The sequence below is a fragment of the Pseudomonas solani genome, assembly GCF_026072635.1.
GTDB lineage: Bacteria > Pseudomonadota > Gammaproteobacteria > Pseudomonadales > Pseudomonadaceae > Metapseudomonas > Metapseudomonas solani.
Window position 1 is genome coordinate 2,446,103 of sequence record NZ_AP023081.1, and the last position, 16,664, is coordinate 2,462,766.

The window sequence follows — 16,664 nt, forward strand, 5'->3', positions numbered from 1 at the left end:
GTTAGCGCCAGTAGTTATTTTAATTTGCGGCGTCTCCAGTCTTGCGCCCAGACCTATCAGAAACGATGCGAAGCTAAAATTCATAGGAACTGAGCTTCTACCCACTGCAGCATTTCGCGGGTGGAACGAAAAGACAAGGACTCCCACGATGCCTCGTACCCTCGCCAGATCTGCAAGCACTAGCTCTATTTCTTGCCATTTGCAATGCACTCATGGCCAGGAGGACACGGTTCTCGAACTGTCAGTTGATTAGCTCTAATAAGGCTTTGCCCTGCTTTGCGAAGAGGGCTTGGTTGCCAATTATCACGAGCGATGGAGTTGCACTACTATGTTGGCGGAGTTGGGGCTTCACAATGTCGGTAATACCCGAATGCATCGGGTAATAAGCGCCAGTGCAAATGGTAATAAGATTTTTGCAAAATGCGAATTTATGAATCCAACAGGAAGCCATAAAGATAGAACATTTTTGCACATGGTTGCTGAACTTGAGTCCGCAGGAAAAATAGCTCCTGGAATGACCTTGGTCGACTGCTCCACAGGAAATGGGGGAGCTGCTCTGGCATGGGTTGGAAAGATGAAAGGGTACAACGTTGTAATTTTTATGCCTGAGGGAATGACCGAAGAGCGCAAGCGTCAAATTCGTGAGTTTGGTGCTGACATCATCGAGACAAACAGAAATGAGTTTCTCAATGGCTCGGTGCAGGCGGCAAGAGATTACGTAGCGGACAAGCCCTCCGATAAGTTTTATTTTTTGGATCAGGGCTCCAGTTTGCTAAATAAATCTGCATGGATCCAGTGTGGTAATGAAATCGCTGCTCAGCTAGAAGAGCAGAAAGAAATACCTGATTATTTTGTGTGTTCTATTGGGACTGGTGGGACCTTCTCTGGAATATCTGAGGTTCTAAAAGCTAAATACCCTAATATAAAAACTATAGGCATTGAGGTAGATAGGTCTGCGCCGCTTTACGCTAAAAAGAACAATTTGGAGTTTTGTCATAGGCCACACAATATGATGGGCCTTGGTGCAGGCGTGCTGTCTTGCAATACTAATGAGCAGGTCATCGATGAGGTGGTTGTCGTCGATGGGGCTTACTCGTGGAACCGAATGAAGAAATTCATCGAAGAAGAGCAGCTTGGTGTTGGGCCTACATGCGGAGCTAATCTGTATGTCTGTGAGCAGCTCTCTAGGGCGGTCACGGGTAAGACGATAGTTACCCTGTTCTTTGATTCTGCATGGAAGTATAAGAGTCGTTGGTCAGGGGTTTACCCGGAATACAATGGTGGCTAATCCATTTTTATTGAGCGCTAAGGAGAGACATATGCTTCTCAAGGACGTTTACACATCTGCCAAAGTAGTAAGGTCAGGAAGCCATTTCACTACCGTCAACGAGTTCACGGATCAGTTGCCTGCACTTCGCCCCAAGGTCCTCTGGGAAGCGGCCTTAGCGGTGGTTAAGGCTGGCAATTTCACTGTGGATAAAATCGTGACAGAGGAGGATAAAGGTGCGCCATTGGCCACTTTGGTCTCTGTCATGACAAACACTCCGCTGGCTATTGCTCGCTGGTACCCCTATAGCTTAGGCACTCATAATGAGGTAAAGGTAAAAATTGATTCTGAGTACTTTCGCGGTGATTTGTACTTGAATGGTGTTCTCCCGGGCGACACAGTCGCAATTATTGATGACACTATAAGCACAGGCGGTGCTTTGATCGCTTTGATTAAAGCTATTCGTGAAGCTGGTGGAACTGTTGGTGAAGTCGTCTGCGTGGTAGAGAAGGTCGAAAGCCGTGGAGTTGAGCGGGTTCTCAATGAGACCGGAATCGTCGTTAAAACGATAATGAAGATATCTGTAGCAGAGGCTGGTGTGGAGGTACTAGCCAATGAATGAGGTAGTTAGTAATTTTCGAGTTGTCAGTAGTGAGATCGACTCGGAACTCCAACGCCGTGCGGAGCAAGATAGGAAGGTGCAGTTAGTCGTAGTTTCAAAATTTCACGGTGTTGAGCGGATCCGCCCCTTGCTTGAAGATGGTCATCGCACCTTCGGTGAAAGCAGGTTGGAGGAGGCGCGGGAAAAGTGGTCAACCCTTGCTGCGGAATTTAATGACGTTAGCCTTCATTACATAGGAGCAATGCAGTCAAAGAAAATTAAAGATATCGTCAAAATTTTCGATGTGATTCAGTCTATAGATAAGCCAGAGACTGCAATGCGAGTCGCTAAAGAAATTGATCGGCAAAATAGAAGCGTGAGCTGTCTTATTCAAATAAATATCGGTCGGGAACCACAAAAATCCGGCGTGTCGCCGGAAGATTTTGAAAAATTATTCCGTCTGTCTACGGAGGAGTACTGCCTGAATATATCAGGGGTTATGTGTATTCTTCCCGCTGGAGTTGACGCGTCTCCATATTTCTTGCGTATGAAAAAAATCAGAGATACCTATGGATTGCCTGAGCTTAGCATTGGCATGAGTGATGACTACGTGTGCGCAGTTTCGCATGGGGCAACTATGGTACGGGTTGGAGCAAGAATTCTCGGGGCGAGAAATTAGCTCCTTGTACAAGCAAGCACATAGATGCATGGTGGGGTTATGCCGCAAAAAAACTACAAGACACCAATAATCGCCTATTTCTGCCTTGCTCTCTCAATGTGTATGGTCGGTAGTAATATCGGTATTGGTAAGATAGTTGTAGCAGAACTGCCGGTTTTTCTCTTCGCTGCGTTGCGCTTTCTAATTGCAACTCTCATTCTTGCCCCTGGTATGATCAGGCCCTCATTTCGACATGGGCTTAATTCGTCTAGCTGGGGTGGGCTTTTTATGCAGTCTTTCTTTGGCTGCTTTCTTTTTAGCCTCTTTATGCTCTATGGCGTGATCTACACTTCGGCGACAAGTGCCGGCATCATCACGAGCGCACTTCCGTCAGTCATAGCACTTTTAGCATGGCTATGGCTTCGTGAAAGAGTAGATGGCCGGGGTGCAACTGCTATCGCGCTTGCTGTGCTGGGCATCGCGTTGCTAAACGTGCACGACGCAAGCTCTTCTGAAAAGAGCAGCATGCTGGGTAATGTGCTGGTACTTTGTGCGGTTCTTGCTGAGGCGCTATTTGCGGTTTTCTCTCGTCGGCTTTCGTTATCTGTTCACCCGTGGGCTATGGCGTTTGGAGTTAACCTCATAGGTGCACTGCTTTTTCTTCCTCTCGCTATTCCCCAAGCAATTGCTTTTGACTGGAGCACGCCTAGTGTAGAGCTATGGTGTTGGATTTTGCTGTACTCCATTACTGCTAGCGTGCTCTCCTTTCTTCTGTGGTACAGAGGTATCTCAGAGGTGCCAGCCAACGTAGCAGGCCTGTTCACTGGGGTTATGCCCGTCAGTGCAGCATTGATCGGCTTGCTAGTACTGGGGGAGTTGATGTCGACAGGTCACCTGATCGGCATGGGGCTGGTTCTGGCGTCAATTTTATTCGGCGCTAAGACGAGGCCAGATTCCTCGCGAGGTCACTCAGAAAGTGCGAGCGAGGTGTCCGAGTGAGCTGTTCCTGACGCTGGCGTTTACCTCCGGCCAGGGTTTAGAAGCTTCTAGTTGGGCTTTAGCTTCGGTAGTCATCCTTTGGAGCTTCTGCATCGGCAAGGTCTGCTCCCTGGCGTTGATGAACGAAACCTCCCCGAGTCCATTGACGACAATTTGGGCGGGTTTGCCCGCGAGCCCGACCATGGCCGCTTCTGGAATGACGGTGCGTAAGATTTCTTCAGCGTTGCCGTGCCCTCTGCCGACCGCCCAGGAGCTGGACCGCCTGGCCGAGGAACTGTGCCAGGAAGTGGGGCGCTTCCGCTGAGTCCGGCCGTTCCGCCGCAATGAAAAAGGCGCCCCGATGGGCGCCTTTTCTTTGGGTCGCGTTCTGCCAGGGCGCTCACTCGGTGGTCAGGCTCTCCAGCTCACGGTTGAGGCTGGCCCGGGACAGTTCGCCCATGTGGCTCTTCAGCATCCGCCCCTGGCCGTCGTAGAACAGTGTGGTCGGCAGGCCGTAGGAGCCGGTCAGCGCGCCGAAGCGGTTGCCGCCGTCGATCAGCACGTCCTGCACCTCCAGGCCCTGCTCCTGCAGGAAGCGTTTCACGTGCTCGGCGTTCTCGCCCTGGTTGATCAGCACGAAGCGCAGGTCGGGCCGGGCCTGCTGGGCCGCTTGCAGGGCCGGCATCTCGCGGCGGCACGGCGGGCACCAGGTGGCCCAGAGGTTGATCACCAGCGGCCGGCCGTCCAGTTCGCGGATATCCACAGGCTTGCCGTCGAGGTCGCTCAGTGCCACCTCCGGCAGCAGCCGGCCACGTTCCAGTGCCCCCAGCAGTGCGCTGCCCCCGCCCCAGAGCGTGGCGCCCACCAGCAGGGCGATACCCAAGGGGCGGCGCACGGCTGGGTGGCGACGGGCATGGAGAATGCCCACCAGTGCCGCCAGCGCCAGGCCGGGCAGCAGGAGGAAGCCGCCGTCGCGGATATCCAGCATGCGCCAGGGTTCGGCACGGTACTCGGCGAAATAGAAAGCGACGAAGGCGAGACGCGCCGCCAGCCCCCCGGCGACCAGCATGGCGAATAGTGCGCCTTCGGGATTGGCGCCTCGTTTGCGCCCCAGCCACCAGCCACAACCGAGTGCGGCGAAGAAGCCCAGGTAGAAAAGCGCCTGGGAGGCGGAAAGGGCGACAGGGCCGATTTGCAGGCTGTTCATTGAGGTGGACCAGGTGGCTTGGCGGGTGGGGCCGCAGTATGCCATCGGCCCTGGCGTGGCCCGGCGGCGCAAGTGTTTCCCTGCTTTACGGGGCTCAGGGCTCGGTGGCCGGGCGGTACTGCAGCGCCTCGGCCAGGTGCTGGCGGGCAATGGCCGGGGTGCCATCGAGGTCGGCGAGGGTGCGGGCGACCTTGATGATGCGGTGTGCGGCGCGCAACGACAGGCCGAGGCGTTCGCAGGCGTTTTCCAGCCAGCGACGGTCCTCCACCACCAGCGGGCAGTGGCGACGCAGGCCCTGGAGGTCGAGAAACGCGTTGGCGCAGCCCTGGCGATCGAGCTGGCGCTGGCGGGCCAGGGCCACGGTTTTCGCCGCGCTGGCACTGTCCTGGCCGCCGGGCTTGGGGTCGTCCAGCGAGGTGGCTTCGCGGGCGACGGTGAGGTGCAGGTCGATGCGGTCGAGCAGCGGGCCGGAGAGCTTGGCGCGGTAGCGCTGGATCTGCTCCGGGGTGCAACGGCATGGGTTGGTGATGTCGCCCAGGTAGCCGCAGGGGCAGGGGTTCATGGCGGCGACCAGCTGGAAACGCGCCGGGAAGCGCACCCGGTCGTTGGCCCGGGCGATGACGATCTCGCCGCTTTCCAGGGGCTCGCGCAGGACCTCGAGAACCTTTCTGTCGAACTCCGGCAACTCGTCGAGAAACAGCACGCCCTGGTGGGCCAGGGTGATTTCTCCGGGGCGGGGCTTGCTGCCGCCGCCCACCAGGGCGGGCCCGGAGGCGCTGTGGTGCGGCTGGCGGAAGGGGCGGTGCGGCCAACTGTCCAGTGGGGTGTTGCTGGCCACCGAGTGGATGGCGGCGACTTCCAGTGCCTCCTGCTCCTGCAAGGGCGGCAGCAGGCCGGGCAGGCGGCTGGCGAGCAGCGTCTTGCCGGTGCCGGGCGGCCCGGAGAGCAGCAGATTGTGGGCACCGGCGGCGGCCACCAGCAAGGCGCGCTTGGCGGCCACCTGGCCCTGTACTTCGGCGAGGTCCGGGTAGGCGTCGGCGCGGTTCGGCAGGCCGGCGGAGGCATAGGGTTCGAGGGGCGTTTGCCCGGTGAGGTGCGCGGCCAGTTCCAGCAGGTGGCCGACGGCGATCACCCGCAGGCCGCTGGCGAGGCTGGCTTCTTCGGCATTGTCCTTCGGCACCACCAGGGTGCGCCCTGCCGCGCGGGCGGCAAGGGCAGCGGGGAGGACGCCCTGGACCGGGCGCAGCGCGCCGGAGAGGGCCAGCTCACCGAGGCATTCCACCTCGGCCAGGCTGGCGACCGGCACCTGGCCGCTGGCGGCGAGGATGCCGAGGGCCACGGCCAGGTCGAAACGCCCGCCGTCCTTGGGCAGGTCGGCCGGCGCCAGGTTCAGGGTGATGCGCCGCAGCGGGAACTCGAAGCCGCGGTGAGGATGGCGCTGCGCACGCGGTCCTTGCTTTCCTTGACCGCCGCTTCCGGCAGGCCGACCAGGGCCAGGGACGGCAGGCCGTTGGTGAGGTGCGCTTCCACGGTTACGGCAGGCGCTTCGACGCCTACCTGGGCGCGGCTGTGAACGAGGGCCAGGGACATGATCGCTCCTTGATCGCGTCACCCGCCCGCCGGGTCACTCGTTCGGCGGAGGGGTGGGCGTGGCTTCCAGCTCGGCGACCTTGGCTTCCAGGGCCTCGAGGCGGGCGCGGGTACGGGCGAGGACGGCCATCTGGCTGTCGAATTCCTCGCGGCTTACCAGGTCGAGCTTGCTGAAGGCGCTCTGCAGCAGGGCTTTGAACTGGGTTTCGAATTCGGCGCGGGGCAGCGGGGTATCGCCGCTGAACAAGCGGGAGGCGTGGGCACCGAGGGCGTCTAGCAGAGCTTTGGGTGGCAGCATGATGGGCTTCCATAGTCAGGCGGCGGGCAGTCTACCACGCGGGGTGAATGGCCGATCCCGATGGGCGGCGCACAATTTTTGAGCAATGGCTGTTCGCCGGGTGCGCCATCTTGGTGCGCGATGCCGGGGCATCTTCCGGCGCCGAGGGGGCATACGGCCAGTATCTGCTTGAAAAACTGCGCTTTTGGTGGAGCTGGCAAGCTTTCTGCTTTAGGCCATACGACGCATGCACCGATGCAGTACCGGTGTGTCGGGCGAGGCGGGGGAGTGTTTCGCCGGAAGCGGTTGGTCTGCGTTCGAAGTGGCCGAGCCAGGGCGGTTCGACGCGTTACAAAGCCAGACACTGCGCTTAGACTTGAGCCGGGTTCGTTTTTCCTGGGGCAAGTCCACCAAATACGGGAGAGAGTTTCATGAAGCTAGTCACTGCCATCATCAAGCCGTTCAAACTCGATGACGTGCGCGAGTCGCTGTCCGAGATCGGCGTGCAGGGCATCACCGTTACTGAAGTCAAAGGCTTCGGTCGGCAGAAGGGTCATACCGAGCTGTACCGTGGCGCGGAATACGTGGTCGATTTCCTGCCCAAGGTGAAGATCGATGTCGCCATCGCCGACGATCAACTGGATCGCGTGATCGAGGCCATCACCAAGGCAGCCAACACCGGCAAGATCGGTGACGGCAAGATCTTCGTCGTCAATCTGGAACAGGCCATCCGCATCCGTACCGGCGAAACCGGCACAGACGCGATCTAAGCCTCCGAACCCCAACGCCCCAGGAGAAAACAACATGACTCTGCGTAAAGCCGCAGGGCTAGGAGCCCTTTTGTCCCTCGTTACCCCCGGCCTCGCCATGGCCGCTGACGAGGTCGTGCTGAACAGCGGTGATACCGCGTGGATGCTGACCGCTACCGCGCTGGTGCTGTTCATGACCATTCCCGGCCTGGCGCTGTTCTACGGCGGCATGGTGCGTTCCAAGAACATCCTCTCGGTGATGATGCAGTGCTTCGCCATCACCGGCCTGATCAGCATCCTCTGGGTCGTCTTCGGCTACAGCCTGGCCTTCGACACCACCGGGATGGAGCAGGGCGTCGTCAACTTCAACTCCTTCGTCGGTGGCTTCGGCAAGGCCTTCCTGTCCGGTCTGACCGTCGACAGCCTGACCTCCGCCTTCCCTGAAAGCGTGTTCATCACCTTCCAGATGACCTTCGCCATCATCACCCCGGCCCTGATCGTCGGTGCCTTCGCCGAGCGCATGAAGTTCTCCGCGATGCTGATCTTCATGGCCATCTGGTTCACCCTCGTCTATGCACCGATCGCCCACATGGTGTGGAGCGGCAACGGTGGCCTGATGTGGGACTGGGGCGTACTGGACTTCGCTGGCGGTACCGTGGTGCACATCAACGCCGGTGTCGCCGGCCTGGTGGCCTGCCTGGTACTGGGCAAGCGCAAGGGCTACCCGACCACTCCGATGGCCCCGCACAACCTGGGCTACACCCTGGTCGGCGCCGCCATGCTGTGGATCGGCTGGTTCGGCTTCAACGCCGGCTCCGCCGTTGCCGCCAACGGTACCGCCGGCATGGCCATGCTGGTCACCCAGATCGCCACGGCCGCCGCTGCCCTGGGCTGGATGTTCGCCGAGTGGCTGACCCACGGTAAGCCGAGCGCCCTGGGCATCGCTTCCGGCGTGGTCGCCGGCCTGGTCGCCATCACCCCGGCTGCCGGCACCGTCGGCCCGATGGGCGCCCTGATCATCGGCCTGGCCGCTGGCGTCCTGTGCTTCTTCAGCGCCACCAGCCTGAAGCGCAAGCTGGGCTACGACGACTCCCTGGACGCCTTCGGCGTACACGGCATCGGCGGCATCATCGGTGCCCTGCTGACCGGCGTGTTCGCGGCCCCGGCCCTGGGTGGCTTCGGCGCCGTCGAAGACATCGCCAGCCAGGTGTTCATCCAGTTCAAGGGCGTCGCCTTCACCGTGGTCTACACCGCCATCGTCACCTTCGTGATCCTCAAGGTACTGGACCTGGTGATGGGCCTGCGCGTCAGCGAAGAGGAAGAGACCGTAGGCCTCGACCTGGCTCAGCACAACGAGCGCGGCTACAACCTGTAAGCGCCATGGCCCGGCTCCGCGCCGGGCCCTGTCGAGGCGGCCATGGGCCGTCGTACCTGGGGCTCTGGCTCGCTCGAGGTCGCTGTCGCCGCAAGGCGTCTGCAGAAGATGCAACACGAGCCGCAAAGGGCGCCCGCAAGGCGCCCTTTGCTTTTTCTGGAGCCGCGCTAGAATGCGCGCCGACGAGTTCGAAGCGGGAGACGTGCATGTGGCAGCAGACCCTGATCAGCCTGCGCGCACGGCCACGCGGCTTTCATCTGGTGACCGATGAGCTGCTGGCGAATTTGCCGGAACTGCGACGCTGTCGCGTCGGTCTGTTGCACCTGTGGTTGCAGCACACATCGGCATCACTGACCGTCAATGAAAATGCCGACCCCTCGGTGAGGCGCGATTTCGAGCGATTCTTCAATCGCCTCGTGCCCCAGGGCGAGGGTGGCTACGAACATGACTATGAAGGCCCGGATGACCTTCCGGCGCATTTCAAGTCGAGCCTGCTGGGCTGCCAGCTGATGCTGCCGATACAGGAAGGGCGGCTCGCGCTGGGAACCTGGCAGGGGATTTACCTGGGCGAACACCGCGATCATGGCGGCGTGCGCCGGGTCGTCGCCACGCTCAACGGCGAGGCGATCTGATTTTTTTCCAGTGGCGTTAGCACGCTGGCGCGGCTGGGCTATAACTAACCTGCTTTGGCAAGACAAGAGGTAGAACATGAGCGACGAAGATCTGGAACAAGACGAGCTCGAGGCATCCGACGAGGATGAGGGCGAGGAGCTTGCGGCGGCCGAAGACAGCGATGACGGCGATAGCGAGAGTGACAGCGAATCCCCAGCGTCCGGCGGCAAGAGCAAGGGCAAGAAGGCGGCGGTAGAAGTCGAAGAACTGCCCAGCATCGAAGCCAAGCAGAAGGAGCGCGATGCGCTCGCGCGGGCCATGGAAGATTTCCTGGCGCGCGGTGGCAAGGTGCAGGAAGTCGAGCCCAATGTGGTTGCCGACCCGCCCAAGAAGCCGGACAGCAAGTACGGCAGCCGCCCCATCTAAGGCTTGCCGTCACATGAAAAAGCCCGCTATCAGCGGGCTTTTTCATGGCTGGCGAACGCTCAGCCCGGGTTGTTCCAGCGGCCGAGCAGGGCCGGCAGCTCGGCCAGGTTGCGGATCTCCGCATCCGGCGCGCTTTCGCCATCCCAGGCCTTGCCCTGGGGGTTGAACCAGATGGCGCGCATGCCGGCGTTACGGGCGCCGTGGATGTCGTCGCTGGGGTGGTCGCCAATGTGCACCGCCTGCGCGGCTGCGACGCCTGCGCGTTTCAGCGCCTCCTCGAACGGGTGCGGGTCGGGTTTGCCGATGCCCAGCTCCTCGGCGCACAGGGCGAACTGGAAGTAGTCGGCCAGGCCCAGGCGGCGCACGTCGGCGTTGCCGTTGGTGATCACCGCCAGGCGATAGCGGTTGGCGAGTATCTCCAGGGTCGGGTGCACCTCGGGGAACAGGTCGATGCGGTGACGTGCGTCGAGGAAGACGTCGAAGCCCCGGGTGGCCAGGGTGCCCGCTTCGTCCCGGGGGTAGCCGGCCTCTTCCAGGGCATGGAACAGGATGCGCTGGCGCAGCTCACTGAGGCGGTGCTTGAGTGCCGGCTCGGCCGCCAGCAGGCGCGCGCGGATAGCCCACAGGTGCTCGATGGGCACCGGCCCGAGCTTCGGCGCCTGCAGGGCCAGCCACTCACGCAGGGCCGCTTCGGCGCCGTGCATCACGGTGGCGACGTCCCAGAGGGTGTCGTCGAGGTCGAAGGTGATCAGCTGGATGCTCATTCGTCGTTCGCCTTGTTGCGCTTGGCCCGTGGGTGGGCCTTGTCGTAGACCGCTGCCAGGTGCTGGAAATCCAGGTGGGTGTAGATCTGCGTGGTGGAGATGTCGGCGTGGCCGAGCAGCTCCTGCACCGCGCGCAGGTCCTGGGAGGATTCCAGCATGTGGCTGGCGAAGGAGTGGCGCAGCATGTGCGGGTGCAGGTGCTGGCCCAGTTCGCGGACCCCGGCGGCCCGCACCCGCAGCTGGATGGCGCGAGGCCCCAGGCGGCGGCCGGTGCGGCCGACGAATACCGCGCCGTCCTGTGGGTTGGCCAGGGCGCGCAGTGGCAGCCATTGCTCCAGTGCCTGCCGCGCCATGCGGCCCACCGGCAGTTCGCGCACCTTGTTGCCCTTGCCGTGCACGCGCACGCTGCCGTCGCTCAGGTCCAGGCCGTCTAGGTTTAGCCCCACCAGCTCCGACAGGCGCAGCCCTGAGGAATAGAAGAGTTCCAGGATGGCCTGGTCGCGGCGGGCGATGAAGTCATCTTCCACGGCGCCATCCAGCAGTTGCTGGGCGCGGTCGGCATCCAGGGTCTTGGGCAGGCGGCGCTCGCCTTTGGGGGCGCTAAGGCCGCTGGCCGGGTCGTGGCGGCAGACGCCTTCACGCACCAGGTAGCGGTAGAGCCCGCGTACCGCCGAGAGCAGGCGCGCCAGGCTGCGGCTTGACTGCCCCTGCTGGTGCAGGCGGGCGACCATGCTGCGCAGGCTGCGCGGGTCGAGGGCGGGCCAGTCGGCGATGGCGAAGGTCTCGCACAGGGCGACGACCTTGCCCAGGTCACGGCGGTAGCCGTCGAGGGTGTGGGGCGAGACCTGGCGTTCGCTGCGCAGGTGTTCGATGTAGCGGTCCAGATCGGCGTTCATCCGTCTACTCCTGCCGCTGTGCGTCGCCCGCCGCCTACCTCACGGAGCGCAGCGGGGAGGCGAAGAGGGGCAGCACGCGGGCCAGGACTTCGGCGATGTAGCCGAGGAACAGGGTGCCCAGCGAGCTCTTGTAGTGCTGCGGGTCGTGGCTGCCGATGGCGAGGACGCCATGCTGGCCCTGGTGGTTGAGGGACACCACGGCGGCGGAGCCGACCTTGGGGCCTTCGTCCTTGCCAAAGAGGAATTCCAGCTCGTGGGCGCGGAGCACCCCGCAGATGGTCTTGCCGGCCACCAGCAGGCCGCCGATGGCTTGCTGGGCCTCCACGCTGGTGACGCTGCGGCCGACCGGGAGGGTGCTGTCGCTGAACAGGATGAGGCTGACGAAGGGCACCTGGAACTCGTGGCGCAGGCTGTCTTCCACCGCGCTGACCACTTCTTCCAGGGTGCCGGCGTCGAGCAGGTCGAGCACCAGGCGACGGGTCTTGTCGAACAACCGGTCGTTGTCCCGGGCCACGTCCATCAGCTGCGACAGCCGATGGCGCATCTCGATGTTGCGCTCGCGCAGCAGCTTGACCTGGCGTTCCACCAGGGACACGGCTTCGCCCGGCTGGTGCGGGATGCGCAGTTCGGGAATCAGCTCTTCGTGGTCGACGAAGAACTCCGGGTGGTGCCGCAGGTAGGCGGCGACCGTTTCGGAGTCGAGGTGCTGAGGCGGTTCCTGGTGCTTGTCACTCATGCTCGCTGCTCGCTCATAGGCGGACCTGCCCTTCATACACGCGCACGGCGGGTCCGGTCATCATCACGGACTGGTCGGGGCCGGCCCATTCGATGGACAGCTTGCCACCCGGCAGCTCCAGTTGCACGGGAGAGTCCATCCAGCCCTGGCGGATGGCGGCCACGGCGGCGGCGCAGGCACCGGTACCGCAGGCCTGGGTTTCCCCGGCGCCACGCTCCCACACGCGCAGGCGCGCCTGGTTGCGGTCGATCACCTGGAGGAAGCCGACGTTGACCCGTTGCGGGAAGCGCGAGTGGTGTTCGATCTTCGGGCCCAGCTCGTGGACCGGCGCCTTGTCGATGTCCTCGACGCGCAGCACCGCATGGGGGTTGCCCATGGACAGGGCGGCCAGTTCGATCGGGCGGCCTTCGACCTCGACGCTGTAGTTCAGCGCCTCGCCTTCGGCGACGAAGGGAATCTGCTGGGGCGCCAGGCGTGGCGGGCCCATGTCGACGCGGACCTGGCCGTCGGCGCGGACGTCCAGCTCGATGATGCCGCTCTTGGTCTCGACGCGGATCTGCTTCTTCACCGTCAGGCGCTTGTCCAGCACGAAGCGGGCGAAGCAGCGCGCGCCGTTGCCGCACTGTTCGACCTCGGAGCCGTCGGAGTTGAAGATGCGGTAGCGGAAGTCGACGTCCGGGTTGGTCGGCGCCTCCACTATCAGCAACTGGTCGAAGCCGATGCCGGTGTTGCGATCGCCCCATTGCTTGGCGTGCTTGGGCTGGATGTGCGCGTGCTGGCTGACCAGGTCGAGGACCATGAAGTCGTTGCCCAGGCCGTGCATCTTGGTGAAACGCAGCAGCATGGGTTTACTCCGGTAGCAGGCTTTCGCCGGCGTAGAGTTCCTCGACGGTCTCGCGACGGCGGACCTCGTATGCCCGCTCGCCATCCACCAGCACCTCGGCGGCGCGGCCGCGGGTGTTGTAGTTGGAGCTCATGACGAAGCCGTAGGCACCGGCGGAACGCACCGCCAGCAGATCACCTTCGGCCAGGGCCAGGTCGCGGTCCTTGGCGAGGAAGTCGCCGGTTTCGCAAATGGGGCCGACCAGGTCGTAACGGCGCTTCTCACCTTCGCGGGGCTCCACCGGCACCACGTCCATCCACGCCTGGTACAGGGCCGGGCGGATCAGGTCGTTCATGGCCGCGTCGATGATCGCGAAGTCCTTGTGCTCGGTGTGCTTGAGGTACTCGACCTGGGTCAGCAGCACGCCGGCGTTGGCGACGATGTAGCGGCCCGGCTCGAAGACCAGCGCCAGCTTGCGCGCGCCGATGCGCTCGCGCACGGCCTTGATGTAGTCGCCGGCCAGCGGCGGCTCTTCATCCTTGTAGCGCACGCCGAGGCCGCCACCGAGGTCCAGGTGGCGGATGTGCACGCCCTGTTCGGCGAGGCGGTCGATCAGCGCCAGCAGGCGGTCGAGGGCATCGAGGAAGGGCGCCAGGGTGGTCAGCTGGGAGCCGATGTGGCAGTCGACGCCGACCACTTCCAGGTTCGGCAGCGAGGCGGCGTGCAGGTACACGGCTTCGGCAGCGGCGATGGCGATGCCGAACTTGTTTTCCTTGAGGCCGGTGGAAATGTACGGGTGGGTGCCGGCGTCGACGTCGGGGTTCACCCGCAGCGAGACCGGTGCCTTCATGTCCATTTCGGCGGCGACGACCTGCAGGCGCTCGAGTTCCTCGGTGGACTCGACGTTGAAGCAGTGCACGCCGACTTCCAGGGCGCGACGCATGTCGTCACGGCTCTTGCCGACGCCGGAGAAGACGATGCGGTCGGCCGCGCCGCCGGCGGCGAGCACACGCTCCAGCTCGCCGCTGGAGACGATGTCGAAGCCCGAGCCCAGGCGGGCCAGCAGGTTCAGCACGCCGAGGTTGGAGTTGGCCTTGACCGCGTAGCAGACCAGGTGCGGTACGCCTGCCAGGGCATCGGCGTAGGAGCGGTACTGGGCTTCGATGTGGCTGCGCGAGTAGACATAGGTGGGTGTGCCGAAGCGCGCGGCGATGGCGGACAATGCCACGCCCTCCGCGAAGAGCTCACCATCGCGGTAAGTGAAGGCGTCCATCAGCGCCCCCTTAGTGCGAATGTTCGGCGGAAGACGGCTTGGATTCGTCCGGCAGGTACAGCGGGCCCTTCTGGCCGCAACCGGCGAGCAGGCAGGCGACGGCGACGAGCGCGACGAGAGGGGTGAGCAGTCGCTTCATGGCGAAATCCTTGAAGAAAACGTGAATTGCCCGGGAGTATACCGACCGCCCGGCGCCTTGCCTATGCGCTGGAAAAGCCGCCGGACGTGGCTTTCGGCTAGCCAATCGAGCCTTCCGAAGCCTAGGATTGGCGCCCAAAAACGGAGGTCCGATGGAACCATCCACGCCCATGGCCAGCTCGGTTTCGGTGGCCTACCTGCAAGGCCTGGTCGACCACCTGGCGCGCCAGGGAATCGAGCCCGCCGAGCTGCTGGCGCACGTCCAGCTGACGCCCGCCATCCTCGGCCAGCGCGACCAGCGCATCGCCGCCAGCGCCTACCTGGAGCTGCTCGCCCAGGGCATCCGCCTGACCGGTGACACGCGCCTCGGCCTGCACCTGGGCGAAGCGGTGCGGCCCGGTTATTACGGTGTGCTCGGTTACCTGCTGATGAGCTGCGCGACCCTCGCCGATGCCTTGCACCGGCAGGCCCGCTATGCGGCGCTGGTGGGCAACCTGGGGCGGGTCGACCTGGCCGACGAGCCAGAGCGGCCCGGCCATGAACCGCTCGTCGTGCACAGCTGGGAGCCCTTGCTGCCCCAGCAGCGCGAGCAGGTGGCGGAGGAGTCCCTCGCCGGCTGGGTGACCTTCGGCCGCTGGATCAGTGGCCTGGACATCCCGCCCACCGAGGTGCGTTTCCAGCACCCTGCCCCGGCCGACCTCAGCGAGTACCAGCGGATCTTCCGTTGCCCGGTGCTGTTCGGCCAGGCCGACAATGCGCTGGTGTTCCCCCGCCGATTGCTGGCCACGCCGCTCGGCCAGGCCGATGCGCAGGTGCGGCAGATGCTCGATGCCTACGCCGACCGGCTGCTAGGCGAGATCAACCGGGGCAACAGCGTGCTCGACCGCGCCCGGGTGGTTCTCGCCGGCCAACTGTCGGAGCAGGGGCCGGACCTGGAGCGCCTGGCCGAGGCATTGGCGCTGAGTCCGCGTACACTGCAGCGTCGATTGCGCGAGGCTGGCCTATCGTTCAGCCAGTTGGTGGACGAGACGCGCCAGCAGCTGGTGCTGCATTATCTGCGCGACCCGGCGCTGGAACTCGCCGATATCGCCTTCCTTGTCGGCTTCAGCGAGCCCGGTTCGCTGGCCCGCGCGTTCCGCCGTTGGACCGGGCAGAGCCCCGGCGAGTATCGGCATCACCTGTCACCCTTTCCCTGAGGACCCCCCAATGAGTTTGAGCGAAGCGCGTTTCCATGATCTGGTCGATGCCGCCCAGGAAGCCGTCGAAGACATCTTCGACAGCAGCGATCTGGACGTTGACCTGGAAAACAGCGCGGGCGTGCTGACCATCCGTTTCGAGAATGGCACCCAGGTCATCCTCAGCCGCCAGGAGCCCTTGCGCCAGCTGTGGGTGGCGGCCCGATCTGGTGGCTTCCATTTCGACTACGACCAGGCCAGCGGCCTGTGGATCTGCGACACCAGCGAAGAGCCTCTCGGCGAGCTGCTGGGCCGCGTAACCCGCGAACAGGCGGGTGAAGACCTTGAGTTCGAAGAACTCTGAACCCCCTGCCCCTCCTTCCCCGGGCTCGCCCTGCATTCGCAGGTGCTGCCTGGATGACGCCGACGTCTGCGTCGGATGCGGTCGCACCCTGGGTGAGATCCTGGAATGGAACGAAGCAGGCGCGGATCGCCGCTGGCAGATCCTTGAGCAGGCCGCTCAGCGCGTGCGTTCCAGGCCGCGCTGACCGGTCGGTCTTGCCAACAGCGCATCCACTGACGTAGTGTCGGTCGGGCTGGTGTCGAATGCACCGGCCCACAATTCTGAAACCCCGCCTTCGGGCGGGGTTTCGCTTTTTCGAGCCAAGGATTCAGGAGTTCCGGATTTGCCATGAGCACTCAACCGTCAATCATCATCACCCGTCTCGACCTGCAGCGACTGGAGCGACTGCTCGATGAACTGGAGGATTTCGGTCCCGGTGCCCAGGCACTGGAGAGCGAGCTGGCGCGCGCCCAGGTGGTTGGTCATGACGAAGTGCCGCCGGGCGTGGTGACCATGAATACCCGCGTGCATTGCCGTGAAGAGGCCAGCGGCAAGGACTACCACCTGACCCTGGTCTATCCGAAGGACGCCGGTGGCGAAGGCACCGTCTCCATCCTCGCGCCCATCGGCAGCGCCCTGCTGGGCCTGTCCGTCGGCCAGCACATCGACTGGCCGGCGCCGGGTGGCAAGACCCTCAAGCTGCAACTGCTGGAAGTGGAGTACCAGCCCGAAGCGGCTGGCGAATACGACCGCTGATCCACGACCCTGACCGCCTC

Annotated in this window: 20 protein-coding genes and 1 pseudogene; 12 read left to right on the forward strand and 9 right to left on the reverse strand. The window is 63.0% G+C overall.

The genetic code is table 11. From position 1 onward, the window contains the following. Positions 1 to 328 precede the first annotated feature (328 nt). From PSm6_RS10990 to PSm6_RS11005, 4 genes are read left to right on the forward strand one after another with little or no spacing between them, the layout of a single operon-like run. Positions 329 to 1,288 (forward strand): cysteine synthase family protein, encoded by a 960-nt coding sequence (locus PSm6_RS10990; protein WP_081672166.1) that lies wholly within the window; start codon positions 329 to 331, stop codon positions 1,286 to 1,288. Positions 1,289 to 1,319: 31 nt separating this feature from the next. Continuing rightward, positions 1,320 to 1,889 (forward strand): phosphoribosyltransferase family protein, encoded by a 570-nt coding sequence (locus PSm6_RS10995; RefSeq protein ID WP_021218952.1) that lies wholly within the window; start codon positions 1,320 to 1,322, stop codon positions 1,887 to 1,889. After that, positions 1,882 to 2,547, forward strand: coding sequence for a YggS family pyridoxal phosphate-dependent enzyme (locus tag PSm6_RS11000; protein ID WP_265170214.1), 666 nt, complete (start codon positions 1,882 to 1,884; stop codon positions 2,545 to 2,547). Before PSm6_RS10995 ends, PSm6_RS11000 begins: the two co-directional genes overlap by 8 nt. A gap of 39 nt (positions 2,548 to 2,586) precedes the next feature. Further along, positions 2,587 to 3,525, forward strand: a complete 939-nt coding sequence (locus PSm6_RS11005) for a DMT family transporter (RefSeq protein WP_081672170.1) — start codon at positions 2,587 to 2,589, stop codon at positions 3,523 to 3,525. Positions 3,526 to 3,904: 379 nt separating this feature from the next. Here PSm6_RS11005 and PSm6_RS11010 read toward each other — a convergent pair whose 3' ends face one another. From PSm6_RS11010 to PSm6_RS11020, 3 genes and pseudogenes are all read right to left on the reverse strand, one after another. Then, entirely contained in the window at positions 3,905 to 4,711 is an 807-nt protein-coding gene (locus tag PSm6_RS11010; protein WP_265170215.1) for a TlpA disulfide reductase family protein, read from the reverse strand. Between the two features lie 94 nt (positions 4,712 to 4,805). Continuing rightward, a pseudogene (locus PSm6_RS11015) lies at positions 4,806 to 6,301 on the reverse strand (YifB family Mg chelatase-like AAA ATPase). A 34-nt stretch (positions 6,302 to 6,335) separates the two neighbouring features. Next, positions 6,336 to 6,599, reverse strand: a complete 264-nt coding sequence (locus PSm6_RS11020; RefSeq protein WP_021218955.1) for an accessory factor UbiK family protein — start codon at positions 6,597 to 6,599, stop codon at positions 6,336 to 6,338. Positions 6,600 to 7,009: 410 nt separating this feature from the next. On the opposite strand from PSm6_RS11020, the gene glnK reads away from it, so the two are divergent. From glnK to sutA, 4 genes are all read left to right on the forward strand, one after another. Further along, complete coding sequence (gene glnK / locus PSm6_RS11025) at positions 7,010 to 7,348, forward strand: P-II family nitrogen regulator (RefSeq protein WP_003457590.1); 339 nt, start codon at positions 7,010 to 7,012, stop codon at positions 7,346 to 7,348. A 34-nt stretch (positions 7,349 to 7,382) separates the two neighbouring features. Continuing rightward, the gene (locus tag PSm6_RS11030) at positions 7,383 to 8,702 is read left to right on the forward strand and encodes an ammonium transporter (RefSeq protein WP_043241097.1); all 1,320 of its coding nucleotides are present in this window, start codon (positions 7,383 to 7,385) and stop codon (positions 8,700 to 8,702) included. Positions 8,703 to 8,908: 206 nt separating this feature from the next. Continuing rightward, positions 8,909 to 9,334 carry a secondary thiamine-phosphate synthase enzyme YjbQ gene (locus PSm6_RS11035; protein WP_043241100.1) on the forward strand — a complete coding sequence of 142 codons (426 nt, stop codon included), beginning with the start codon at positions 8,909 to 8,911 and terminating at the stop codon, positions 9,332 to 9,334. Between the two features lie 76 nt (positions 9,335 to 9,410). Beyond that, entirely contained in the window at positions 9,411 to 9,740 is a 330-nt protein-coding gene (gene sutA, locus PSm6_RS11040; protein ID WP_043241102.1) for a dormancy-specific transcriptional regulator SutA, read from the forward strand. Positions 9,741 to 9,799: 59 nt separating this feature from the next. On the opposite strand, the gene PSm6_RS11045 is transcribed toward sutA, so the two are convergent. The 6 genes from PSm6_RS11045 to lptM are packed head-to-tail and all read right to left on the reverse strand — an operon-like array spanning position 9,800 to position 14,371. Continuing rightward, positions 9,800 to 10,504, reverse strand: coding sequence for an HAD family hydrolase (locus tag PSm6_RS11045; protein ID WP_265170217.1), 705 nt, complete (start codon positions 10,502 to 10,504; stop codon positions 9,800 to 9,802). Continuing rightward, a complete protein-coding gene (xerC, locus tag PSm6_RS11050; protein WP_265170218.1) occupies positions 10,501 to 11,400 on the reverse strand; it encodes a tyrosine recombinase XerC in 900 nt (299 codons plus the stop codon). The genes PSm6_RS11045 and xerC overlap by 4 nt, the downstream gene beginning before the upstream one ends. A 34-nt stretch (positions 11,401 to 11,434) precedes the next feature. Then, positions 11,435 to 12,136 (reverse strand): DUF484 family protein, encoded by a 702-nt coding sequence (locus tag PSm6_RS11055; RefSeq protein WP_021218961.1) that lies wholly within the window; start codon positions 12,134 to 12,136, stop codon positions 11,435 to 11,437. 13 nt (positions 12,137 to 12,149) lie between these two features. Then, positions 12,150 to 12,980, reverse strand: a complete 831-nt coding sequence (dapF, locus tag PSm6_RS11060; RefSeq protein WP_021218962.1) for a diaminopimelate epimerase — start codon at positions 12,978 to 12,980, stop codon at positions 12,150 to 12,152. A 4-nt stretch (positions 12,981 to 12,984) separates the two neighbouring features. Further along, complete coding sequence (gene lysA, locus PSm6_RS11065; protein WP_043241109.1) at positions 12,985 to 14,232, reverse strand: diaminopimelate decarboxylase; 1,248 nt, start codon at positions 14,230 to 14,232, stop codon at positions 12,985 to 12,987. A 10-nt stretch (positions 14,233 to 14,242) separates the two neighbouring features. After that, positions 14,243 to 14,371: an LPS translocon maturation chaperone LptM gene (lptM, locus tag PSm6_RS11070; protein WP_021218964.1), complete on the reverse strand. Its 129-nt coding sequence runs from the start codon at positions 14,369 to 14,371 to the stop codon at positions 14,243 to 14,245. 151 nt (positions 14,372 to 14,522) lie between these two features. Here lptM and PSm6_RS11075 point away from each other — a divergent pair, with 151 nt between their 5' ends. The 4 genes from PSm6_RS11075 (at position 14,523) to rnk (ending at position 16,644) form a co-directional block, all read left to right on the forward strand. Continuing rightward, complete coding sequence (locus PSm6_RS11075; protein ID WP_265170219.1) at positions 14,523 to 15,566, forward strand: AraC family transcriptional regulator; 1,044 nt, start codon at positions 14,523 to 14,525, stop codon at positions 15,564 to 15,566. Between the two features lie 10 nt (positions 15,567 to 15,576). Further along, a complete protein-coding gene (gene cyaY / locus PSm6_RS11080) occupies positions 15,577 to 15,909 on the forward strand; it encodes an iron donor protein CyaY (RefSeq protein WP_021218966.1) in 333 nt (110 codons plus the stop codon). Beyond that, a complete protein-coding gene (locus PSm6_RS11085) occupies positions 15,890 to 16,093 on the forward strand; it encodes a DUF1289 domain-containing protein (protein WP_081672172.1) in 204 nt (67 codons plus the stop codon). Before cyaY ends, PSm6_RS11085 begins: the two co-directional genes overlap by 20 nt. Before the next feature lie 143 nt (positions 16,094 to 16,236). Next, on the forward strand, positions 16,237 to 16,644 hold the full coding sequence (gene rnk / locus PSm6_RS11090; RefSeq protein ID WP_021218967.1) for a nucleoside diphosphate kinase regulator: 408 nt from the start codon (positions 16,237 to 16,239) through the stop codon (positions 16,642 to 16,644). Positions 16,645 to 16,664: the final 20 nt, after the last annotated feature.